Origin of the sequence: Polynucleobacter sp. AP-Latsch-80-C2 (assembly GCF_018882185.1) — a bacterium.
Taxonomy (GTDB): domain Bacteria; phylum Pseudomonadota; class Gammaproteobacteria; order Burkholderiales; family Burkholderiaceae; genus Polynucleobacter.
In genome coordinates, this window is the sequence record NZ_JACVOY010000007.1 from 58,922 (window position 1) to 80,879 (window position 21,958).

The following is a 21,958-nucleotide window of genomic DNA, read 5'->3' on the forward strand; positions in this document are numbered from 1 at the left end:
ATTGGAGAGGACCGGATCCTGCCCAATAGACTCACTAAATTAATACCAAGGAACTTATCGTGTTAGACAGTAATATCAAAACTCAACTAAAGGCTTATTTAGAGAAGATTGTTAGCCCTATCATGTTGACTGCTTCCCTCGATAACAGCGAGCAGTCAGCGCAAATGCTCGAACTCTTAAATGAAGTTGCTGAGCAATCAGACAAGATCACTGTTTTGACCAACGGCACATCCAAAAGAATTCCTAGCTTTACTGTTGGTAAAGCAGATGGTGAGGCTCGCATTACATTTGCCGGCCTGCCAATGGGCCACGAGATGACTTCTTTTATCTTGGCTATTTTGCAAGCAAGCGGCTATCCACCAAAAGTAGAACAAGACATCATTGACCAGATTCGGGGAATTGATAGTAAGCTGAAATTTCAGACCTTTATCTCCTTGTCTTGCCATAACTGCCCGGACGTAGTGCAGGCCCTCAATTTAATGGCAGCACTCAACCCCAATGTTGAGCATGAAATGATTGATGGTGCCCTATTCCAAGGCTTGGTAGATGAATTCCAAATCATGGCAGTTCCGACAGTCATCCTCAATGGGGAAGTGTTTGGCCAAGGACGCACTACTGTAGAAGAGATCATTGCCAAGTTAGATACTAATAGCCCAGCAAAAGATGCTGCAAAATTCAATGCTAAAGATGCATTTGATATGTTAATCGTAGGCGGTGGCCCTGCAGGATCCTCTGCTGCAATCTACGCAGCACGCAAAGGGATTCGCACTGGCATCCTGGCTGAACGTTTTGGCGGTCAAGTCATGGACACTCTCGGAATTGAGAACTTTATTTCTGTAAAAGAAACTGAAGGTCCTAAGCTCGTACAAGCCTTAGAGCAACACGTGAAAAGCTATGAAGTCGATATTATGAATTTGCAACGCGCTACAGCCTTGCGTAAAACCAATCATGGCCTTGAAGTGGAATTAGCGAATGGCGCTGTTCTGAAGAGCAAATCTGTCGTTATTAGCACTGGTGCTCGCTGGAGAGAAATGAATGTTCCTGGCGAGCAAGAGTATCGCAATAAAGGGGTTGCTTACTGCCCTCACTGTGATGGTCCACTCTTCAAAGGGAAGCGTGTTGCTGTTATCGGCGGCGGTAATTCAGGGGTTGAGGCTGCGATTGATTTAGCCGGTATCGTAAGCCATGTAACCCTCATTGAGTTTGATAGCAAATTGCGTGCTGATGCTGTATTGCAAGCAAAAATGGCAAGCTTAAATAATGTTACTGTCATTAAGAGCGCACTCACCAAGCAAGTATTAGGTGATGGATCGAAAGTAAATGGCTTGATCTACCAAGATCGCACCACCAATGTCGAGCATTCCATTGAACTTGAAGGCATCTTCGTGCAAATCGGACTCTTGCCAAATACCGACTGGTTGAAAGGCACACTTGAACTTTCTAAGCATGGCGAAGTCATCGTTGACGCTAAAGGAGAAACATCCCTACCCGGCGTATTTGCTGCAGGCGACTGTACAACCGTGCCTTATAAGCAAATTATTATCGCCATGGGCGAAGGTGCTAAAGCCTCCTTAGGTGCATTTGATTATCTGATTCGCTCTTCCGTCCCTGAGGTAGAGAAGGCAGTGGCTGCTTAAGCAGCGTCCTTGAGTAAGGCCTACGGTTTCGCGGGCACTACCTTAGATCTAGCTACGTGCAATTTTCTATAGCTATCAATCAAGCGGTGGTGCCTATCTAGGCCCTCTAGATTCATGCTGGTGGGCGTTAAGCCATAGAAGCGAACACTACCATCAACTGAACCCAAGACAGCGTCCATTCGAGCATCGCCAAACATTCGGCGAAAGTTCAAGACGTAATCTTCAAGCGCTAAGTCATCATCCAGAGTAATTTCTAAGACTGCGCTCAGGGCTTGGTAAAACAAACGTCGCTCGACTGTGTTGTCGTTATATTGCAAGAAGGCCCCTACCAATTCCAGTGCCTCATCAAATTGCTTTAACGCTAGATGAATCAGCAGCTTTAACTCTAGAACAGTGAGTTGACCCCAAGTCGTGTTCTCATCAAACTCAATACCAATCAAAGTGGCGATATCGCCATAGTCATCGAGCTCATTATTTTCTAGACGCTCTAGCAGCGCCTGGAGCCTGGCATCATCTAACTCAGTCAGATTCAGAATGTCATTGCGGAACAGGAGCGCTTTATTAGTGTTATCCCAAATCAAATCCTCGATTGGGTACACCTCTGAATAGCCTGGCACTAGGATACGACAAGCGATAGCACCCAACTGGTCGTATATCGCCATATAAGACTCTTTACCTATAGACTCCAGAATACCAAATAAGGTCTTCGCTTCTTGTGCATTAGAGTCTTCACCCTTGCTAGTGAAATCCCACTCGACAAAGTCATAATCAGATTTAGCGCTGAAGAAACGCCATGACACAATCCCACTCGAATCAATGAAGTGCTCTACAAAGTTATTAGGCTCTGTCACTGCTTCACTTGCAAAAGTAGGCGGTGGTAAATCATTCAAACCTTCTAAGCTGCGACCTTGTAATAACTCAGTCAAACTCCGCTCTAGCGCTACCTCTAGACTTGGGTGCGCACCAAAAGAGGCAAACACGCCACCAGTACGGGGGTTCATCAGCGTGACGCACATCACTGGATAGACGCCCCCCAAGGAGGCATCCTTCACCAGCACTGGAAAGCCCTGATCTTCTAAGCCCTGGATGCCCGCCAGAATGCCTGGATATTTCGCAAGCACTTCCTGTGGCACGTCCGGTAAAGCGATTTCACCTTCGAGAATTTCTCGTTTGACTGCACGCTCAAAAATTTCCGATAAGCATTGCACCTGAGCCTCAGCCAGGGTATTGCCTGCGCTCATGCCATTGCTAACAAAAAGATTTTCAATCAGGTTGGATGGAAAGTAGACCGTCTTACCATCTGAGTGGCGGACATAAGGCAGGGAGCAAATGCCTCGCTCTGTATTGCCAGAATTGGTATCAACTAAATGAGAACCCCGCAACTCACCATCGGCGTTATAGATACCAAGAGAATATTCATCCAAAATTTCTGAAGGTAAGGTATCTTTCGGGCCAGGCTTAAACCAGCGTTCATTTGGGTAGTGCACAAATACCGCATTAGCAATATCTGCGCCCCAATATGCGCCTGCATAAAAGTGGTTATTACTAAGTCGCTCAATATATTCACCCAAAGCCGACGCTAGCGCACTTTCCTTGGTAGAACCTTTGCCATTGGTAAAGCACATCGGGGAATGTGCATCTCGAATGTGCAAGGACCAAACATTAGGAATGATATTGCGCCACGAAGCAATCTCAATTTTAATTCCCAGGCCCGCCAATAAGGCAGACATATTGGCAATAGTCTGCTCTAGCGGTAGATCTTTTCCAGCAATATAGGTGCTGGTATCGGTGCTTTGATTCAAAGACAATAAAGCCTGTGCATCAGCATCGAGATTCTCTACCACCTCAATCACAAACTCTGGACCCGCTTGCACTACTTTTTTAACCGTACAACGCTCTATGGAACGCAAAATACCTTGGCGATCGGTAGCAGAGATATCTTCTGGTAGCTCTACTTGAATTTTGAAAATCTGCTGATACCGATTTTCAGGGTCAACAATATTGTTTTGAGAGAGGCGAATGTTTTCGGTAGAAATATTGCGAGTCTCGCAATACAACTTCACAAAATAAGCCGCACATAAGGCGGATGAGGCAAGGAAGTAATCAAAGGGGCCGGGAGCAGAGCCGTCACCCTTGTAGCGGATAGGCTGATCTGCAATCACCGTAAAGTCATCGAACTTAGCTTCAAGGCGAAGCTTGTCGAGAAAGTTAACCTTAATTTCCATGAAGATAATTCCGAATATGCTGCGAATAGATAATGTAGGGCCTATTATCCATCCCAATGCCAATGCCGTGTAACAAGTAAGTGCTACAACGACTGTAGTGGTCTAGAGACCCCTACAGATGGCTAGGCCTTCAGAACGTTCTTTTTAATCCATAAGGCAACTGAAACTAAGCCAACCATAATAGGGACTTCAACTAGAGGCCCAATCACTGCGGCAAAAGCGGCCCCCGAATTAATTCCAAAGACGGCAATAGCAACCGCAATCGCCAATTCAAAGTTATTGCTAGAGGCAGTAAAAGATAAAGTACAGCAGCGCTTGTACTCGATGCCCATTTTGATGGTGATATAAAAGGTTAATGCAAACATCACCACAAAGAACACCAACAAAGGAATGGCAATGGTGATGACGTCCATGGGCAACTGAAGAATGAGCTTACCTTTTAGACTAAACATCACCACAATCGTAAAGAGCAAAGCAATCAAGGTAATCTTGCCAATTTTTGGCACAAAGCGATCTTGATACCACTCCTTACTTACGAATTTCAGCATCAAAAAGCGAGTCAAGAATCCGGCCACGCAAGGAATACCCAGATAAATCGCCACCGTCTTGGCAATCTCACCAATAGTGATGCCGACTACGGATCCAGCTAGGCCAAAGTACGGTGGCAAGACTGTTAAGAAGAAATAGGCGTACACACTAAAGAATAGAACCTGAAATAGCGCATTAAAGGCCACTAAGCCAGCTGCATACTCAGTAGAGCCCTTTGCAATGTCGTTCCACACGATCACCATTGCTATACATGGGGCAATACCAATTAATATCAAGCCCGCCATATATTCAGGTTGATCGGGCACAAAGATAATTGCCAAGAAGAACATTAAAGTTGGTGCCACTATCCAGTTGAGCAAGAATGCCAACCCAAAGATGCGCTTGTCTTTAAAGACATCGGGCAACTCTTCATACTTCACCTTAGCAAAGGGCGGATACATCATCAGAATCAAACCAATCGCTATCGGGATATTGGTGGTACCCGACTGGAACTGATTAATAAAGCCCTCAACACTCGGCACGAAATATCCCAAGCCAATACCTACTGCCATTGCAGCGAATATCCATACTGTTAAATATCGATCCAAGAAAGAAAGCTTTTGTGTAATTTGACTCATGATTTAGCGTGTATCTCTTTTAGACTTAACGAATCTAGTTTTTCCAATGGCATGCTTGCGAGAATATCAATCCGTTTCCTCAGCCCAATCATCACCTCTTTAAACGCCCGCCTCTTTTCTTCATCGCTACCCTGAACCTGCGATGGATCGGGGAATCCCCAATGGGCAGTCACTGGTTGACCTGGCCAAAATGGGCACTGCTCACCAGCCGCGTTATCGCATACCGTGATGATGAAATCCATCTTTGGCGCATCCGGCAATCCGAACTCATCCCAAGACTTAGACCGCAGTTTTTTTTCGTCATAAGCCATCTCCACCGCCAATTCTCTTGCAAAGGGATTTACTGAGGTGCCAGGAGTGGAGCCTGCTGAATACCCTACAAACTTACCGCTTGGATGAGTAGACGCTATTGCTTCGCCAATCACTGAACGAGCAGAGTTATGAGTACATAAAAAGAGGATGTTGTATTGCTTCATTTTGAATGAGCCTTCTTAGTGGATGTCATAGGCAAACAGGATTTTCCGTCACAGCAGTTCTCTAGCAAGAATCCGCTTAAATCCTTGACTAGTCGCGCATTGGGTCGATAGATCAAATGACGACTTTGGCGCTCTACCAGCAACAAATTTGCGTTGAGCAATTCTTTGAGGTGAAAACTTAAGGTTGCATTAGGAATGCCCAACTTTTCAATAATTTGGCCTGGGGATAGTCCGATATCGCCTTTTTGAACAATTAGCCGAAACACATTCAGTCGCGATTCCTGGCCCAAAGCGAGAAAAGCATTAATTGCATCTGTATTTTTCATATTTCCATAATAATAGAAATATATGACAGTTTAATGAATTCTCCATTGTTTATATGACTCTGTAGACTTATGGCATCATCAAATGATGACTAGTAAGCTCTATAAATCATTTCTTCAAAAAAATCTTAGTCCACAAGAGCGCTTTGATTTAGGAAAATCCATTAGAAAGCAGATAAGCCGACCTTCGCTTGCCGAATTTAAAATTCCAAGCAATCGGCATTCTCCAGTCGATATTTTGCTGGAACAGGCCAAAACCCGTATTCCAAAATACATCCCCATTCGTCATGCAAGAATGGCAGTTGATCCATTTGCATTCTTTAGAGGTAGCGCAGCCATAATGGCTAACGACTTAGCGGATTTGCCAAGTCCCCCCATTAAAGTTCAACTATGTGGTGACATGCATGTTAGCAACTTTGGTTTTTTTTCAACTACCGAGCATCAATTAGTCTTTGGCATCAATGATTTTGATGAAACACTTCCCGGAAACTTTGACTGGGATCTAAAACGCCTTGCTGCAAGCGCAATGATTGCCTCCCAGCTACTAGGACAAGATCAAGCTTATGGGGAAATGATTGTCAGGAATATTTCCACCGCCTACCGAAATAATCTTCATCGATACGCAGCCATTCCGTTTATCGACCTAAAGCGTAGTTATATTGATGAAAAAGTCTTATTAAGTGCTGCCACAAGCCATGCAAACCCAGCTAGTCAAAAATACTTAGAAAGACTACTCAATAAGGCACGAAAAAATAATAGCCAGGGACTTATTGGGAAATTAACCGAAGTGACCTCTGCGGGCATGCGGCTAATTGAACAACCGCCACTCATTGAGCACCTGACCCTCTCTATCCATGGCGGAAAAATATCGGAGCTCAATGATGAGGGTCTGAACTCTTATATGCAATCTTTAGCAGAAGATCGTAAGAATCTGTTGTTACGCTATAAATGGGTTGATTCAGCACGAAAAGTTGCTGGTGTCGGCAGCGTAGGAACTTCGTGTTGGATTTTGTACTTCGAAGGTCGTGATGTCAGTGATCCACTTTTTTTGCAAACTAAACAAGCGCAGAAATCTGTTCTGGCGCCATTTTTTCCAAGCTCACAATTTGGCTCCGAAGGTGAGCGAGTAGTGCACGGACAATGCTTAATTCAAGGCGCCCCAGATCTTTTCTTAGGGTTTGGCAAGACAACTGAGCTTGAATTCTATATCCGGCAATTGCGTGATATGAAAGGTGGAATTTCTATCGGCGAAGACGGCATCAACACTAAAGTATTTCCTGATTTTGCAAAACTATTTGGTTGGGCGCTTGCAAATGCGCACTCACGGTCAGGAGACCCCGCTGTTCTTGCAGGTTATTGCGGAAAATCTGAAGCACTGGATGATGCGCTGGTTGATTTCTCTATTGCCTACAGCAAGCAAAATGAAGCGGATTATTCAACTTTCTTAAAAGCAATTCATTCCGGAAAAATGAGCTGTGCCACTGAGAACTTTTAGTATCAATCCCTGCAAAAGATAAAGCCCTCACCATTTCTGATGAGGGCTCTCTCACTAACTCCCTAGTAATTCGACTTTCAGTAGCGCTTAAGGCGTTACTACATGCCAGATGTTGTTAACACCATCACCAGTTTTATCACCAGCATTTTTGTCTTTTACAAAGAAGTAGAGTGGCTTACCTTTGTAAGTCAACTGCTTCTGTCCATCGTTGCGACTAATGTAAGCAAAGTCACCGGAGAGCTTAATACCTGGCTCAACATAGACAGGCGGCCAATTATCAGCACAAGTGAGTACGCATTCTGATTTACCGGAACCTGCTTGATCCTTGTCAAAGGTATAGACAGTCTTGCCATAGCTACTAGTCAAAATACCGTTATTTACCTTGATAAAGTCAGCCGAAGAGGTTTTAACATCACCCGTACCAGCGCATGCCGCTAGCGTCATTGCGAAAATACTTGCAATAGAAAGTTTTAATAAATGTTTCATTTTTTATCCTTTATAGAGTAGCGAATTAATTACCTGGACCAACTAAGGTAACTTCAATACGGCGATTTTGTGATCTACCATCTGGTGTTGAGTTAGAGGCAACCGGATTGGTCTCACCCATTCCCTGAGCGGAAATTAAGTTTTGATCAACGCCCTTACGAACCAAATAATCCACTACATTGTCAGCACGCTTTGAGGACAAATCTAAATTTGTAGAAATACCTTCTTTACGCAATTCAGGTCCGATCGCAACATTGTCGGTATAGCCACGTACAACTACTTTTGTATTTTTGAAGCCAGAAAGAGTTGGTGCCATCTTTGCCAAAACTTGATCAGCCTTTGAGTTCAGCTTAAATCCACCTTCTGGAAATAAGATCTTGTCTTTAATCGTGATCTTCAGCTCACCTTGCAGTTGACGAATTTCTACTTCATCACCTTGATAGGCTTGTTGTAATTGGCTATAAGCCTGATCGAGTGAGTTGTAGCTCTGCTGCGTAACGCATGCTGTCAGCGCTCCTGTGAATAAAACAACAGCAGCAAGGGTGACACGCTTGAATAAAGACATTTTTTCTCCAGTAAATGAATAAAGTAAAGATTATTACTTTTAGTAGTATAGCTCGGGCTATTCCGATCAATACGAACCAAATGGCTAGTATTCTGTCTTTATTCTGGAGAAAAACTGCATGAACTAATCCAGCAAATGCCCTGTCTTCACAAAGATGGTGCAGCCTTCCTTGCTGAATGGCTGGTGCTGACTCATATGTGGGCTTCTGATCCAAGAGCCAGCAGGGTAGCGCCCATGCTCATCCTCAAAAACCCCACCCACCACAAAGATTTCTTCGCCACCGAAATGTCTGTGGGGATTAAAGTAAGTTTGTGGCGCCCATCGAACTAAGGTAGAACCACTGCCCTGTTGCATGAGCGGCATTACATTCAGGCCGGGAACCATCCCCTGAAACCAAGGCGCTGTTTTGGTATCCAACACCTCCCGCACCACTTGATCAGAACCAAGATGGCGTAGCTTCACAAAGAGAGTGCAGCCAGTTTGGCTATGCGGGGCATGAGAAGAGCCCGGCGGATTCATGATGTAAGTACCAGCAGGATAGTCACCAGTCTCGTCGCTAAAGACCCCATCCAACACTAATATCTCCTCACCAAACTCATGGGTGTGCGATTTAAATTGGGATCCTGGTTGGTAGCGAACGATAGAAGTGGCCTTTGCTATCTCATCGCCCATCCGATCGAGCATGCGCCTCTCAATCCCCAACTCGGGGCTGGGGACCCAGGGTAGGTCATGGTGATTAATCACAACCCTCTGACTGTAATCGGCGTTGATATTCATTTAGTACATTCAAATATAAGGAAACTTAACAAAGCATAACGAGTAATTTGATAAACCACTAAAAGACTAATTGCCACTACACAACCCCTTTGCTGTTGAGTTGGTCTGCCACTCCTTAAAGCACTCGCCCTTCATGTCCAAAGTTAACGGTGTTGCAAGGTCATATCTTCTTCCAACCACTAGGCTCTGCTGATTTATCCATAGGGTATTGTTGGTGTGCGTCGTGAACATAACCTGATGGGCCACTTCCTTATTGGGAGCTATATTGGGAGGGTAGTAACCCTCTTCCGGTACCAGCGAGTAGACAGCACTTCGTATAAATTCTTTACTAGACTCGTTCTGATAATTGGCTACCAGGGTAAAGGCCTGGGAATATTTGGCTATATCAAACCAGATATTCATACCCCGATTGCTGGCATCAGGGACTAAGCCTTTGGGGATATTCACTTCACTACCGTAAACCTTGCCATCATAGGCCGCAGGGATCAATATCAGATCCGCACGGTTTAAGGCATATACCTCTGTTAATTCTGGAATGCGTACCTCATCGTTCAACATGATGGCAACTCTGCCAAGGTCGGCAGTATTAAATACAGGAAGATCATTTCCGGCGCTTGCCCAGGACCCCTCTTCATCGTTCAGGTGCGACTTACGATACAAACCGACTTGCTTGCCATTGAAGTCAAACAGAATAGCTGTCTCATAATATTTTCCATCACTCACTTCGGGCATAGAAAATAGGAGATAGGTTTTATATTTTTTGGCCAAGTCAGATGCTAGGGTATAGCTCTTACCACCAATAGGCTCAGCATATTGTTGAATATTATTTTTATTCAAACTCACTTTACCCAAAAAGGAGTTGAAGGGTAAAACGGCTAGATTAAAGACGTTATGATTCTTTTCGATTAAAGAATCTACCTTCTTTGCATTTGCCCCTACATTTCCATTGGCGGGTTCATATTGAACTAAGAGCGCAGAGATTTGATTTTGGGTATTGTTTGCAGCGGGATCAACTGGTGCTTTGTAAAGGTTATAGACTTGATATAACTCCGGACGGCGATGCTTTAACCAATATGCCTTTTGTTCGCTCTTCTTTGTAGTATCTATCGTTGCGTAAATGGTTTCTGGTGGTAATGGCTTAGTCCAAGTAGATACCTTCGATTGACTGAGTTGCTTACCATTGTTATCCCAAATCGTTGAGCCGCCAGTGAACTGGTCCACTAAGCCCATGGAAGGGAAGCTAATCAGACCCGTTTGATTGCTGGCAACCACATTCATTCCTGTCCAGCCAGCCAATACAGCAATATTAGAGATCGTCGAATGGTTGCCATTACTCATTTTTTCAAACTTAGGCATCATGTCTGAGCCGATTGGCATTGCTAATATATCTGCGCCCCGTAGATTCGGAATTAATAGCGATTGCAGGCGACTATCATCAAAACAAATCAAGATAGCAATCTTTCCAATATCAGTATTAAACACTGGAAAACCTAAGTTGCCTGGCGCAGCAGTGTCGTAGTCACCCTCAGGAATTTGGTTCTTGCGATATTTCCCAACCAGTCCCTTAGGCCCCACTAATGCCGCGGAATTATGTATAAGTCCTGTTACTGGATCTCGCTCATACATTCCAACAACAACGTAGTTATTGTATTTTTGCGTTACTTTCTCGATAGCTGCAGTAGCTCTTCCAGGGATCGTATCAAAATTGTTTGGATTCTCAGGTGAAAATCCAAAACTAGTTACCGCAAATTCAGGCAATACCATTAATTTGGCACCACTCTCAGAGGCAGTAGTAATGAGGCCCACTATCTTTTTAATATTCCCATCAACATCTTTTGGGGTGGGATTAAATTCAACAGCAGCCACTTTGATCTCAGCTGCATACGCAACCGAAATGAGATTGATCAGCAAAAAAAGGCCAAGTGAGATTATTTTTTTCATGTTAGTTGTCTGTATAAAAATTTACTTTGGAAGAAGCACTGTCAAACCCAGAAATCCACCAAAGCCTTTTGCGCTTGTTGGCGTTGTAGTCACCATATAGGTTGGGCCAGCCTGTAAGCTGGCATGATACCCAAAGAAAGTCATTGTCTTGCCACCGCCCAATGTTAACTGGTTGGTTAGAGCTTTAGCCATATTGTTATATGCAATTTGACTCGAGAAGCTATATGTCCAAGCTGTATCGGTAGTGTAAGAAATCTTCGGCTGGGCATTGAGCATATTTCCTGAACCGCCTGACATGTTGCCGCCCACGCCCCAAGCATTAGAGAGTGCTGCTCCGATAACCCAGTGCTCCGGAGTAAAGAATGCTCCCGCAGAGACTCCAAGCCCAGTTTGCATGGAGCCATTATTGGCATTCGTTGCAGGCAATTGAAAATAGGGGCCAATACCCGCATAAAAAGAATTTTTATATACAGGCGCAAGAAAAGTAGCTAGCTGCATGGGCTGCGTTTGATTGGTGACCTGTTGATCATTTGAATTTCGGTTATAGGTGAACATGGGATTGACGATGAGCTGTAAATCATCGTCAAGGGTCACGGGAATAATCGGCGTAAATGAAAACTCAGCCTGTTGAGATAAGCTATTTGCGCCTAATCTTTGGTTGTAGTTATATGAAATTGGTAGCTGGACCTGGGGATACAAAGTATTTTGCATATTTTGGCCAGCCTTGGCCGCATCGCTCATTGAGCCAGATGATGATTGCGCTAATGCTGCGCCTGAAAATTGGGCGCTGACTAGGACACAGATGTAAGCAGAAAATTTCCGACAAAATACAAGCCGGTTTTTCTTCATTTCTTTAGAGCACATCATTCTATTTAAATTGGGCAGTTCTAAAAGAATAAAGCCACCTAAAGGCGGCTTTATTCGTTCCAATCAATCAAATTACTTATTAAATAAAGTAAAGAGATCACCAACTGATTTATCAACATCATACGTAGAGACGGACTTAACTTGCTTTAGATTCTTCAGTTTATTTAAGTCTACTACAGCAAAATTCATTCCATTAATACTCCGAACATAGTACTGATTGCGATTTAAATCACTCATTGTTGTCCAGATTGTCACCTCGCTTGAAGCATCTTTACTGCGAACACCATCACCAGAACCACCGCCAGTATCAATCGTTAAATCATATGGGCGATCAAAGTTATTCATGATGTGAGCCAGAGTAATCATCGCATCATCAGGTGTCTTTGCCTTGCGAACATAGTTTGCATAGAATGCTGCCTTCACAAAGCGACCTTGTGAAGTTTCTGAAGAAGGCAATGCAGTAAGGGCAATACCCGCATCTGGTGTAGCCAATTTGAGCTTACCTAATTGTCCAGTGTTCTTATTGACGTTATTAAAAGTGTAGTTGTTTAAATTTTCAAGATGCCATGGAAAATTAGGTCCATTCGTCATGACGGCAACAGGATTGTCATAAACATTCATTTTCCCGTTGGTAAATTCAATCACGATGTTATCGCCAGTTTTATCGACAACGTGGTAGTGCTGAGGCCATGGATTAGGACTGAGAGCCTTTACTACTGGCAACCAAAAATCTACCTCTTTTTTAGCAAAAGATGCCTTTAATTCTGCGACCGTTTTAAAGTTGCCAAGAACCTAAGGATATAAATCCGTTACAGCCAAAATCTTAGAGTCATCATTGCCTACTGGGACATCAGTGGTTGTATTAAGCCAATTGGTTTTCATACTTAAACCCTGATCATTCATGCCATCAGCAAAACTCACTTGCTTAGCATTTGGGACCAAAGATGCTCCCATACCAATCAGTGCATATTTCGTATTAAATGTTTTGCCTGTCTTACCAGCTGGAGTAAATGACTCTATCTTCGTTCCAGCGGGAAAATACGTCATATTGGTCGGAATAATATTGCTAAATTCTAAAGTTCTTCCATGATAGGCATTACCGTTAAGGTCAGTAATTAACAGGGATGTACATGCAATTGCATTGCCGACAGACGCAAGAATTAGTGATGTAATCGTAAGTAAACTTACTAATTTTTTAATTTTCATGTGTTACTTTTCTTTCATTTAAAAATAGAGGGCATTCCTAACTGCAGGACCCGATAACTTAACTTCATTTATACGTGATTTAGGTGCATGTTTCTATCTTAGACAGAAAGGGATAACCCTTAACCCCTGCATGAAGGGATCCATCTGGGCACAAGGGTAGACAGGCCCACCCAAAGTGTTAAGGAGTTTTAACTAACTCCACCACAGTCTGAATGCCATCCAGATAATGACCCATGCGTAGGTTCTCATCAAAACTATGCTGATTATTATCCCCATTGACTAAAGGCATGATGACAAAGGGTACGGCTAATCCCTCAACCAAGCTATCTGTTGGAACACTTCCGCCCATCATTCGAATTCGTACGGGCGTTTTGCCAGCATTCTGTGGAGAATTCTTCATGGCGGTATAGGCCCACACCCCAAGAGGATCATTCATTGGAGTGCGAACCGCCTTACCCCCTGTACCCATTTTATAAGTAGCTAATTTATCGTATTTAGCACGCTCTTCATCAGTCGGTTCACCTGAAATTAGGTGATAACCCTGTTTTTGAATATGCTCAGTCACTTTGCCAAATAAATAAGTAGGCGGAGTTTCTGGGGTTGTACGTAAATCTAGCTCAGCAATTGCGAGATGGGGAACAACATTTGAAGCCTTCGCGCCAATCGATGCAGAAGCCATCCCTCGTATGTTGAGCGAAGGATATTGCAAAGCCTCTTGATAATTTGCACCTACTGTTTCTGCTTTGGCAATACCTACACGCGCTCGAATTGCTGCCTCATCGTCACCGGTTTCTAAAAGTATTGCCTTCTCCTCTGGCGAAAGCGAAATGTTGCCGTAATAATCTGCAACCAATACTTTTCCGTTCTCATCCTTCATTGAACTGAGCAATTGTGCCAAGCGCATCGCTGGGTTCGGCACGTAATTGCCATAATGACCACTATGCAATGGCGCTTTCGGACCATATACCGTAAGAGTAGTACGAGTATTACCGCGATTACCAAAAATTAAAGTAGGCCGATTGCTTGCATGGGTTGGACCATCAAATATGACAATGCCATCGCTTTTTAGCAACTTTTGATGAGCATTCACAACTGCGCGAATTGAAGGGGAGCCCTTCTCTTCTTCGCTATCAATGATTACTTTGACATTGATGCCTGGCTGAATGCCAAGCGTATTCATTGCATCAAAGGCAGCCAGAAACATCATGATGGGCCCCTTATCATCAGAAGTAGAACGCCCAAAAAATCTGAGCTCCGGATCTAGATTCTGCGCAAAAATTTTATCCTGAGGAACTTCTACCCACTTACCTGCTGCGTTCTTACTTTTAATAACCGGTTTCCAGGGATCCGCTTGAGCCCATTCTGATGGAACGACAGGCTGACTATCCATATGCATATAAAACAAAACCGTTTTGGCTCCAGGCACCGATTTCTTAAACTCCGCATAAACCATTGGCTTACCTTGGTTTTCAAGCAGCTCGGTGGCGAATCCTCTCTTTTGAAATGCGCTCGCAATAAATTCTGCTGTTTTTTGAATATCCGCTGGTACAGCAGCATCACTAGGAATATTGAGCAATTGCAAATACTCAGGAAAGCTCTGCTGAGCAAACTTTACGACTTGCTCTTGACTTAAGTTAGCAGACTGAGCAAAAAGCGGGTTTGCAGATAAAAATAGTCCAGCCAATGCCAGCAATGTAAGTAGTTTCTTGGTTCCCAGCATTTCTTGTCTCCTACCTGATGTTTTTATTATTGAATCTACTAAATACTATCAAGTATTTTGAATGAAGTTCAGATAGGTTGCTTTTTTCCCATTGATCCCGAGGCTTGAGTTTGAGGTCAAAGGATTATGAAAGCAGACCTATTGTTCTATCAATTCATTTGGATTGGCATCTGCGGCTTGTCTAGCTTGAGATACGTCAGATCTTTAGCATCAGAATTGATTTTCTTCAGATCAAATGCATAGACATTGGTTGATTCAAACATTTTGACGGTGTAAATCAAATTTTTAGAGTCGGCAACAATCATCCATTCGGTAATCTCAATACCATCTACGCCACCGCCATAGGGATTATCTGCAGTTAAGGTAATTGCTCCTGGCGGAATATCAAAGCTTCCAGTGATATGCCAGGCTGCATTGACCATCTTCTCGGTGTTGTAGCTAGTTGGGACTGACTTCGAGAGAAACAACGCGCGAATAAATCGACTTGGACTCAAGTAGTCACCCGGTAAACCATGCATGCCGTTACCTGAGCTAGGAGACTGATATGTAGTCCCATTGACAACTAAGGGCTTTTGCTCAATGTTCGTTAAATTGGCATAGTTACCAATGTTAATAAATTGCTCGCTCAACACAGGATCATTTGTGCAAACATGTGTTGGATTATCTGTAATGACTAATTTACCTTTGATGTATTCAATCACAATGCTATTCCCATTAGCATCATGAAGAGGCACTCGCACCGGTGGAGTTTGATTCTTGTATGCGGCAACGGTTGAGCGATTTACAAAAATTTTCTCAAAGCCAGCTTTTACTTCATCGACGGTAGCGAAGTTTGTTAAGGCGAATAATAATATTTGACTAGAGTTAATGCTATTTGCTGAGTCCGCTTGAGAAACATCTTGATATTGAGCGGTAAAAGGCGCATTGAGCAACCCACCAACTAAGCCTTTTTCATTCATGCCATCGGCATAAGTGGGAAGCCCCAAAATATTCATTCCAGCAACGGCATATTTAGATGTCCAATTTAAGCCAGTTCCAGCCTTTCCATCCACACCTATGCCCTGGTATTGATAACCCCTTGGGCTAATCATCAGCTGGGAGTTGAGGGGCATTCCAAATTCCATTGAGCGACCATATACCGCCCCGCCATCACTAGCCTTCAATAAAAAACTTGTACACATAATTTTTCCTTGCGAAATTGAACAGCTGAAATAATTAAATCGATTTTCTGTTTGACATCAAGAACGACTGCACACTCTGTTCGCCAGCTATTTGCTCCAAAAGGCAATACCCTACATAAGGCAGCACAATAAGCCAATACAAACAGACTAAAGAAAGGATATGTAAAACATCTCCCTGGCAAAAATTAAGCATAGACTCAACAAAACCTTGATGCTTAAGAGTGCCTTCTAACCCAGCCGAAAAAATACGCGATATCAGAACAAAAATAGAGTCAAAAGTCGTGCGAAGTATTGCTGCTAAGTAGATATTAGATTTATATAAAGAGCCTACCGGCTGAAAGTATTCAGCGGAAACCAAAAACTTGGAAAGCAGTAAAGCTTGAATAATTGCTACGCCATATCCAATGACTCTTGATGCTTCCAAATGCAATGCAGCCTCGTTATAAAACGTAAGCGCGCTAAACCATAAAGTAAAGTAAGTAGCTAATATCACCCACTTTTTAAATAGCGACAAAATCAAATGCTGAACTTGGCTTAATTTCATGAAAGTTTCTATGGGATTTAAGGTCAAATACACTTCATAGAACTATACCGAAATCCGAAGGCAGACTTACCTTCATAAAAGGAAAAGTGACCTAAGAGTTTCTTACTAAGTCGTTGATTTCATTGGGCTGAGAAATGAATCACTTGTTTCTTATAAGCCCCTGACAAGGCCTTTTTAACTATCTTGTAAATATCAAGATCAAACTCAGCATCGCCAGATTCCGCTAGCTCATACAGCTCATTTTGATTAATAGCGGTGCCTAGGTAGCACCATTTATCAATCACAATCATCTCACCGCCCTCTTGAATAGCGATGGGCCCAGAATAAGGCCATACCTGCACCTTAAAGAGTTCTAATACCGTCTTTAGTTGCAGGTTGTGCAAAGCAATTGGTGTGAGATTAAGGCACGCACCACCACATTGCTTTAGCTGATAACCAAAACATGATTTACCTTCAACCCTTTTCTCTAAGCCAAGCAATGCTTCACAAAGATGATGCTTTTTCGCTATGGCCTTTAAGTAAGAGTGTGCTTCTCGTTTGCTATAAAACAAACCATATAAATTATCTTGCAAACCAGGGGCTAATTGCTGATGCGTTACTAATGTAGGCATCAATACGCCAGACTCATCTTGAACCAAGCTCCACCCACAGAGATCCTTGGATCTCCGAAGCTTAATGTTCATGCTAGGCATACGTTCTTTAATCAACCTTGACTCCAGAATAAGAGCGCCAAGCTCTCCACTGGTTTCAATCCAATCTATATCTCGGATTTGCAAAGAAAGCTTCATTTCCTTGCGTTGCGTTAATGCGCCTTGAAAGTGGCCCATTACCCTACTACGTAAAGAAATACTCTTACCGATATACAAGGGGGTCTTGTTATCACCATAAAAGATATAGCAGCCAGGCGCATCAGGAATGGAGTCTATTAATTCCTTATCTATATTTGGCGGCAGACTAGGATTCCCAACAAGTTGATGAATGACCTCGTTGAGCTTCTCTTTCCCAAACTTCGATTCGCATACTCGCCAAAACTGAAGCAATAAGTCTGCATCGCCTAGTGCACGATGACGGGCGCTCACCTGAAGCTGATGGGCATTAATGATGGTATCTAGATTATGGCGAGGCTGCTCTGGAAAGAGCAATCTTGAGAGTTTGACTGTACATAACACTTTAGGCTTGAAGTCTATACCGATTCTTTTAAAAGAAGCTTTGATAAAGCCGTAATCAAACCTGGCATTGTGAGCAATGAATATCTTTCCTTCAAGCTCCCGTTTTAATTCTGGCGCAACCTGATCAAAGCTTGGCTGATTCTCAACCATCTGCGGAGAGATGCCAGTCAGCCTTTGGATATTTTGCGGAATAAAGGTTTGCGGGTTGATTAACTGCTCCCATACCTGGATTTGATTGCTGGCTAGGGTTTTTATTCCAATCTCTGTAATGCGATCGCGATCAAAATGAGACCCGGTAGTTTCAATATCTACAAAAGCTAAATCAGGGTACGTGACCTCATTAATATCCACGTCAAATAACTTTATAAACTCAGTTTGCTGGTGAGTTTCTATTGAGATAGTCAGCAAAGCTAAAAATAGAATTAGGTCCGCGGGGAACTTCTTCTATCTTTTTAAATGCGCCCTTCACCACTTTTTGGATCTCTCCTTTGGGTTTTTTTTCTTGCTTGACCTTCACCTCAGCCTTAGCAGGAAAATAAGATTTTCTTTCAGGTGCAGTTTGTGCCTCACTAAAGCATGGAATATAGTCCTTAATAGCGGAAGCTAAAGTGACGTTTGAAATGCAATTCATCATGTAAGTCTCTAGCGACTGATAAAGATCTTTTGCAATATCAGATACCTCTACTTTTCTTTTCTTAATGCGATTCATCGCCAAAACAATGTCTTTAATCGTAATGGTGCGAGGGTCTTTTAAGAGTTGATAACCGCCAGTTCGCCCTTTAATGCCAATGACCAGCCCCGATTCTCGAAGAGGTCGAAGCAATAACTCGATACGACTGATCGACATTTGCAGTCTTTGGGCTATTTCTGGAACGGGCACTAGTTGGCCATTGGTCGAGTGCCTTGCAATATCAACTAGGGTATTCAGTGCTACTTTGACTGCTTTAGTGACTTCCATGGTGTTTTTGGCATAAAAGTTAGATTGGAGCTAGTATGAAACTGATTTCAGCTTTCTGCTGCAGCGCACTAATTAACCCTTTTTACCCCATGGTTGAAGTTCTCAAAAGCCCATACCTCCGCTCACTCCGCCTACTGAACTTACTTGCTTATTTGGTGGCTGGCGGGATCATTGCTCAGGCTCTTGGAGGTCTGAGTGCTTATCTTGTGATGGAGGACCCTCAGGTGGCGGGCATGATTGCCCATCTCTTGATGCAACATCTCTCGTATTATTTTTTGGGATGCACATTTGTCATCTTGAGCGTCTCCAACCTCTTGATTAAAAGAGGCATATCCCGGCTGAAGGCGGTTCGCTTGCCATCACTGATGTTGATGGTTTTCATTACAATTACCAATTTTTTACTGATACCGCGCATGGATTACTTGAGAGAAACGGCGCTACAGGATGGAATGCCAGTCATGTTCTCGCCTTTTGCAAGCTACTTTGTAATATTAAATAGCCTCACGTTGTTATTACTAGGTGCCCAAATTTTTTCTAGCGCTCTAATGGCATGGAGACTGGGTGAGGCCCAGTCACCCTAAATGCAGCCTCACAGAGGATATCAAAGCCAGCTGCTGCTCATACCTTACAAACTGACCGAGCTCAACCCGTAAGCTGGATTGGCTAATATGGAATACTTTTGAATTCTCAATTGGTGGCTCGATTTTTGCCCACTGAGTATTAAATTCGTAAATAGTCTCTTTATAGCCAATAAATTTCTTGACTAAAAGACGTTTACCTTCAATTTCAATTGTTTCGCAATCTAAGGCATGTCTGCAGTAGATTAAAAAACCAACTGTTACCGCACTTAATTCTAGCGTCGTAAAAATTGGGATAACCCACACCCCAGCTAAAAAGAAACCAACTGCTACGATCAGCGAAAGGCAGACCAAAACAATATAGAACTGAAGCAGTTGCTTTGGTGTCAGCGCGCAATTTCTTCGCATTTGCCAACGATTTTTACTCATGTCGACGACTAGAGAATAAACAATCTTTATTGAATCTTATTGCGCTCTTGAGCTTTGGCGATCTGGTCGGCACTACGCTGTTGAAAATCGACCAGATTGTGATAACCCATTTGATAGCAAGCGCAATGTTTTCCTAGAATCCAGCGTGCAAGCTTGATACGCAGTTTTTGAATCATTTGAGTCTCCAAGTATTAAGCCTCAAATGTATACGTAAATGCGGTTTGTTGCTGGCCAGAAGAAAAAACAGTGGGGGTATTTAGCCCTCATTCCACATCAGCAAAGATAGGGCAAATCCATTACATTCAATAGATGACATATTCCACCTTAACACCCCGAAAAATTCCTTTATTTCCACTAGGTACCGTACTTTTCCCAGATGGTGTGATTGCCCTAAAGATCTTTGAGGCCCGCTACCTCGATATGATTAAGCAATGCTTACGAGAAAAAACTGAATTCGGCGTAGTGAGCATTATCAAAAATTCAGATGCAAACGAAGAAGATGTGTCCCTATCTTTTTCCCAAATTGGCACGCTGGCTCAAATTGAAGACTTTGATCCTGTCCAGCCAGCGCTCTATATGACTAGGTCATTTGGGACACAACGCTTCAAGCTCATCAATAGCAAACAGGAGCTTAATGGACTTTGGATGGGTGAAATTGAGCTTTTAGAAAACGACCCTCTCATTCCGATTCCTCAAGAGCATCAAAAAGTTGCTGAGCTACTTGATGAAATCATCTCGGTCATTCAAAGCGAAAACCTATTGGGAGAGGCGCCTTTTAAGAAGCCTTTTAAAGTTGATGATTGTGGCTGGGTTTCTAATCGTCTTGCCGAGCTTCTGCCAATCTCATTGGCCCAAAAGAATCATCTATTGGCACAAACTAATCCCAGAATCAGACTCGATCTTATTACCGAAATCATTGAGGATGACGATTTAAGAAACCTCATGATGCATTAATGCCATGCTAGATGAGCTTATTCGCAAAACGATACGGGAGATGGTTGGCGGAGGTGGCCCTCCTGTAGCGTTCCTTGTACCCAAAGGAGATCGAGGTTTATTTGGTCCTGAATCAGTTGCCTGGAAAGTGCATGCAGACTTTATCTCCATGATGATTGGCGGTATTAGTTCGCTCATCTTACAAGCGCTACATCCACAAGCTTTAGCAGGCGTCTGGGATCACTCTAGCTTTAGAGAAGACCTAAAGGGTAGGTTAGGAAGAACGGCATTTTTTATAGCCGCCACCACCTACGGCTCTGTAGAAATGGCAAATAAGATTATTGAAAAAGTAAACCTAATCCATACAAAAATTACAGGCTTTGATGAATTTGGTAAGGCTTACTCTGCTACAGATCCGCATTTACTTTCCTGGGTACATCTCACTGAGACTCGCAGCTTTATGAGTGCCTATGAAGACTATCGAAAAGAAAGTCTTAGCCCTCAAGATAAAGACCAATACTTTTTAGAGATGAGCTCTATTGGGAAAAGGATGGGCGCTGAAGATTTACCAATCACTTATGCCGGTACAAACGATGCAATCGAAAGCTATATTCCAGAGCTTTATTTTGGAGAGCGCGCGCGAAGCATTCTCGCATTATTAGAAAACTTTCCAAGTAATCTCGCCGCCAAACCCTTTATTAAGCTAATTAGTCGCGCCGGCATTTTGAATCTACCTAACTGGGCATACCCTTTGATTGAAAAACCAATTCCTAGCTATCTTGAGCGCTTGGCGGTAAAAAAGAGCATCGATTTCATTGCAATACCAGTACGTGAGGCTCTTAGAGATGGGGTGGCCGCCCACTCACTTCGTAGAGTGTACGGATAATTAACCCAGAAAATAATCATGATTACGAGTTACTTCATATCTGGCATGGTTGGCATCATGCTATTTTTCACAGTCGTTGTAGCGCCTACAGTTTTTAAAGTGCTTCCCGTCGAATGGTCTAGCAAATACGTTAGAAACTTTTTTCCTAAATATTACGCCAGCTTAGGCACTATCACCATCATTTGTGTTTTTACTGCCCCTGACTTAATAAGCAAAATTTTGCTTGCTATCTGCGCTGCATTTTTTGCATTTACGCTCTTCTATCTCACGGAGAAAATCAACCATGCTAAAGACACTGGACAGACCAAGCAGTTTCATTGGCTGCATGGTGCTAGCGTTGGTATTAATCTTTTTCAACTGGCTGTGTTTATCTATCTTTTACTCTAGTTATCGTGA

General features: G+C 43.1%; 22 protein-coding genes and 1 pseudogene. 6 read left to right on the plus strand and 17 right to left on the minus strand.

The window, feature by feature from the left end; all coding sequences use genetic code 11:
• Positions 1-59: 59 nt before the first annotated feature.
• Positions 60-1,637: an alkyl hydroperoxide reductase subunit F gene (gene ahpF, locus ICN47_RS08900; RefSeq protein WP_216219581.1), complete on the plus strand. Its 1,578-nt coding sequence runs from the start codon at positions 60-62 to the stop codon at positions 1,635-1,637.
• Positions 1,638-1,657: 20 nt separating this feature from the next.
• Here ahpF and ICN47_RS08905 read toward each other — a convergent pair whose 3' ends face one another.
• The 4 genes from ICN47_RS08905 to ICN47_RS08920 form a co-directional block, all read right to left on the minus strand.
• Positions 1,658-3,862, minus strand: coding sequence for an OsmC domain/YcaO domain-containing protein (locus ICN47_RS08905; protein ID WP_216219582.1), 2,205 nt, complete (start codon positions 3,860-3,862; stop codon positions 1,658-1,660).
• A 122-nt stretch (positions 3,863-3,984) separates the two neighbouring features.
• Positions 3,985-5,028, minus strand: a complete 1,044-nt coding sequence (gene arsB, locus ICN47_RS08910; protein WP_216219583.1) for an ACR3 family arsenite efflux transporter — start codon at positions 5,026-5,028, stop codon at positions 3,985-3,987.
• Positions 5,025-5,504 (minus strand): arsenate reductase ArsC, encoded by a 480-nt coding sequence (locus ICN47_RS08915; protein ID WP_216219584.1) that lies wholly within the window; start codon positions 5,502-5,504, stop codon positions 5,025-5,027. The genes arsB and ICN47_RS08915 overlap by 4 nt, the downstream gene beginning before the upstream one ends.
• Positions 5,501-5,830, minus strand: coding sequence for a helix-turn-helix transcriptional regulator (locus tag ICN47_RS08920; protein ID WP_216219585.1), 330 nt, complete (start codon positions 5,828-5,830; stop codon positions 5,501-5,503). Before ICN47_RS08920 ends, ICN47_RS08915 begins: the two co-directional genes overlap by 4 nt.
• An 82-nt stretch (positions 5,831-5,912) precedes the next feature.
• Here ICN47_RS08920 and ICN47_RS08925 point away from each other — a divergent pair, with 82 nt between their 5' ends.
• Positions 5,913-7,322: a DUF2252 domain-containing protein gene (locus tag ICN47_RS08925; RefSeq protein ID WP_216219586.1), complete on the plus strand. Its 1,410-nt coding sequence runs from the start codon at positions 5,913-5,915 to the stop codon at positions 7,320-7,322.
• 87 nt (positions 7,323-7,409) lie between these two features.
• Here ICN47_RS08925 and ICN47_RS08930 read toward each other — a convergent pair whose 3' ends face one another.
• From ICN47_RS08930 to ICN47_RS08980, 11 genes and pseudogenes are all read right to left on the minus strand, one after another.
• Positions 7,410-7,808: a hypothetical protein gene (locus ICN47_RS08930; protein WP_216219587.1), complete on the minus strand. Its 399-nt coding sequence runs from the start codon at positions 7,806-7,808 to the stop codon at positions 7,410-7,412.
• Between the two features lie 25 nt (positions 7,809-7,833).
• A complete protein-coding gene (locus ICN47_RS08935; RefSeq protein WP_216219588.1) occupies positions 7,834-8,373 on the minus strand; it encodes an OmpA family protein in 540 nt (179 codons plus the stop codon).
• A 123-nt stretch (positions 8,374-8,496) separates the two neighbouring features.
• Entirely contained in the window at positions 8,497-9,150 is a 654-nt protein-coding gene (locus tag ICN47_RS08940; protein WP_216219589.1) for a cupin domain-containing protein, read from the minus strand.
• Between the two features lie 66 nt (positions 9,151-9,216).
• A complete protein-coding gene (locus ICN47_RS08945) occupies positions 9,217-11,091 on the minus strand; it encodes a carbon-nitrogen hydrolase family protein (RefSeq protein WP_216219590.1) in 1,875 nt (624 codons plus the stop codon).
• Between the two features lie 21 nt (positions 11,092-11,112).
• Positions 11,113-11,940 (minus strand): hypothetical protein, encoded by an 828-nt coding sequence (locus ICN47_RS08950; RefSeq protein ID WP_216219591.1) that lies wholly within the window; start codon positions 11,938-11,940, stop codon positions 11,113-11,115.
• Positions 11,941-12,030: 90 nt separating this feature from the next.
• Positions 12,031-13,164: pseudogene (locus ICN47_RS08955) on the minus strand (linear amide C-N hydrolase).
• A gap of 178 nt (positions 13,165-13,342) precedes the next feature.
• On the minus strand, positions 13,343-14,884 hold the full coding sequence (locus ICN47_RS08960; protein ID WP_216219592.1) for a M20/M25/M40 family metallo-hydrolase: 1,542 nt from the start codon (positions 14,882-14,884) through the stop codon (positions 13,343-13,345).
• Positions 14,885-15,033: 149 nt separating this feature from the next.
• Positions 15,034-16,065, minus strand: coding sequence for a linear amide C-N hydrolase (locus ICN47_RS08965; protein WP_216219593.1), 1,032 nt, complete (start codon positions 16,063-16,065; stop codon positions 15,034-15,036).
• A gap of 34 nt (positions 16,066-16,099) precedes the next feature.
• The gene (locus ICN47_RS08970; protein WP_216219594.1) at positions 16,100-16,609 is read right to left on the minus strand and encodes a hypothetical protein; all 510 of its coding nucleotides are present in this window, start codon (positions 16,607-16,609) and stop codon (positions 16,100-16,102) included.
• Between the two features lie 119 nt (positions 16,610-16,728).
• Complete coding sequence (locus tag ICN47_RS08975; RefSeq protein ID WP_216219595.1) at positions 16,729-18,129, minus strand: exonuclease domain-containing protein; 1,401 nt, start codon at positions 18,127-18,129, stop codon at positions 16,729-16,731.
• A 19-nt stretch (positions 18,130-18,148) separates the two neighbouring features.
• Positions 18,149-18,736 (minus strand): Rrf2 family transcriptional regulator, encoded by a 588-nt coding sequence (locus ICN47_RS08980; RefSeq protein WP_216219596.1) that lies wholly within the window; start codon positions 18,734-18,736, stop codon positions 18,149-18,151.
• Positions 18,737-18,771: 35 nt separating this feature from the next.
• On the opposite strand from ICN47_RS08980, the gene ICN47_RS08985 reads away from it, so the two are divergent.
• Positions 18,772-19,317 (plus strand): DUF4149 domain-containing protein, encoded by a 546-nt coding sequence (locus ICN47_RS08985; RefSeq protein ID WP_216219597.1) that lies wholly within the window; start codon positions 18,772-18,774, stop codon positions 19,315-19,317.
• Here ICN47_RS08985 and ICN47_RS08990 read toward each other — a convergent pair.
• The gene (locus ICN47_RS08990; RefSeq protein WP_216219598.1) at positions 19,309-19,743 is read right to left on the minus strand and encodes a DUF2244 domain-containing protein; all 435 of its coding nucleotides are present in this window, start codon (positions 19,741-19,743) and stop codon (positions 19,309-19,311) included. The genes ICN47_RS08985 and ICN47_RS08990 overlap by 9 nt on opposite strands.
• A 26-nt stretch (positions 19,744-19,769) precedes the next feature.
• Positions 19,770-19,919 carry a hypothetical protein gene (locus tag ICN47_RS08995; RefSeq protein ID WP_216219599.1) on the minus strand — a complete coding sequence of 50 codons (150 nt, stop codon included), beginning with the start codon at positions 19,917-19,919 and terminating at the stop codon, positions 19,770-19,772.
• A 133-nt stretch (positions 19,920-20,052) separates the two neighbouring features.
• On the opposite strand from ICN47_RS08995, the gene ICN47_RS09000 reads away from it, so the two are divergent.
• The 3 genes from ICN47_RS09000 to ICN47_RS09010 are packed head-to-tail and all read left to right on the plus strand — an operon-like array spanning position 20,053 to position 21,949.
• Positions 20,053-20,697: an LON peptidase substrate-binding domain-containing protein gene (locus ICN47_RS09000; protein WP_216219600.1), complete on the plus strand. Its 645-nt coding sequence runs from the start codon at positions 20,053-20,055 to the stop codon at positions 20,695-20,697.
• 4 nt (positions 20,698-20,701) lie between these two features.
• Entirely contained in the window at positions 20,702-21,562 is an 861-nt protein-coding gene (locus tag ICN47_RS09005) for an oxygenase MpaB family protein (RefSeq protein WP_216219601.1), read from the plus strand.
• 18 nt (positions 21,563-21,580) lie between these two features.
• Complete coding sequence (locus ICN47_RS09010; RefSeq protein WP_216219602.1) at positions 21,581-21,949, plus strand: DUF4149 domain-containing protein; 369 nt, start codon at positions 21,581-21,583, stop codon at positions 21,947-21,949.
• Positions 21,950-21,958: the final 9 nt, after the last annotated feature.

Excerpts from the sequence above, each read along its gene's own strand:
- ICN47_RS09005 (WP_216219601.1), top strand. The coding sequence starts at position 20,702 with ATGCTAGATGAGCTTATTCGCAAAACGATACGGGAGATGGTTGGCGGA.
- ICN47_RS08960 (WP_216219592.1), bottom strand. The coding sequence starts at position 14,884 with ATGCTGGGAACCAAGAAACTACTTACATTGCTGGCATTGGCTGGACTA.
- arsB (WP_216219583.1), bottom strand. The coding sequence starts at position 5,028 with ATGAGTCAAATTACACAAAAGCTTTCTTTCTTGGATCGATATTTAACA.
- ICN47_RS08940 (WP_216219589.1), bottom strand. The coding sequence starts at position 9,150 with ATGAATATCAACGCCGATTACAGTCAGAGGGTTGTGATTAATCACCAT.
- ICN47_RS08920 (WP_216219585.1), bottom strand. The coding sequence starts at position 5,830 with ATGAAAAATACAGATGCAATTAATGCTTTTCTCGCTTTGGGCCAGGAA.
- ICN47_RS08995 (WP_216219599.1), bottom strand. The coding sequence starts at position 19,919 with ATGATTCAAAAACTGCGTATCAAGCTTGCACGCTGGATTCTAGGAAAA.
- ICN47_RS08925 (WP_216219586.1), top strand. The coding sequence starts at position 5,913 with ATGATGACTAGTAAGCTCTATAAATCATTTCTTCAAAAAAATCTTAGT.
- ICN47_RS08935 (WP_216219588.1), bottom strand. The coding sequence starts at position 8,373 with ATGTCTTTATTCAAGCGTGTCACCCTTGCTGCTGTTGTTTTATTCACA.
- ICN47_RS09000 (WP_216219600.1), top strand. The coding sequence starts at position 20,053 with ATGACATATTCCACCTTAACACCCCGAAAAATTCCTTTATTTCCACTA.
- ICN47_RS08950 (WP_216219591.1), bottom strand. The coding sequence starts at position 11,940 with ATGAAGAAAAACCGGCTTGTATTTTGTCGGAAATTTTCTGCTTACATC.
- ICN47_RS08945 (WP_216219590.1), bottom strand. The coding sequence starts at position 11,091 with ATGAAAAAAATAATCTCACTTGGCCTTTTTTTGCTGATCAATCTCATT.
- ICN47_RS08905 (WP_216219582.1), bottom strand. The coding sequence starts at position 3,862 with ATGGAAATTAAGGTTAACTTTCTCGACAAGCTTCGCCTTGAAGCTAAG.
- ICN47_RS08970 (WP_216219594.1), bottom strand. The coding sequence starts at position 16,609 with ATGAAATTAAGCCAAGTTCAGCATTTGATTTTGTCGCTATTTAAAAAG.
- ICN47_RS08965 (WP_216219593.1), bottom strand. The coding sequence starts at position 16,065 with ATGTGTACAAGTTTTTTATTGAAGGCTAGTGATGGCGGGGCGGTATAT.
- ICN47_RS08915 (WP_216219584.1), bottom strand. The coding sequence starts at position 5,504 with ATGAAGCAATACAACATCCTCTTTTTATGTACTCATAACTCTGCTCGT.
- ICN47_RS08930 (WP_216219587.1), bottom strand. The coding sequence starts at position 7,808 with ATGAAACATTTATTAAAACTTTCTATTGCAAGTATTTTCGCAATGACG.
- ICN47_RS09010 (WP_216219602.1), top strand. The coding sequence starts at position 21,581 with ATGATTACGAGTTACTTCATATCTGGCATGGTTGGCATCATGCTATTT.
- ICN47_RS08990 (WP_216219598.1), bottom strand. The coding sequence starts at position 19,743 with ATGAGTAAAAATCGTTGGCAAATGCGAAGAAATTGCGCGCTGACACCA.
- ICN47_RS08985 (WP_216219597.1), top strand. The coding sequence starts at position 18,772 with ATGAAACTGATTTCAGCTTTCTGCTGCAGCGCACTAATTAACCCTTTT.
- ICN47_RS08980 (WP_216219596.1), bottom strand. The coding sequence starts at position 18,736 with ATGGAAGTCACTAAAGCAGTCAAAGTAGCACTGAATACCCTAGTTGAT.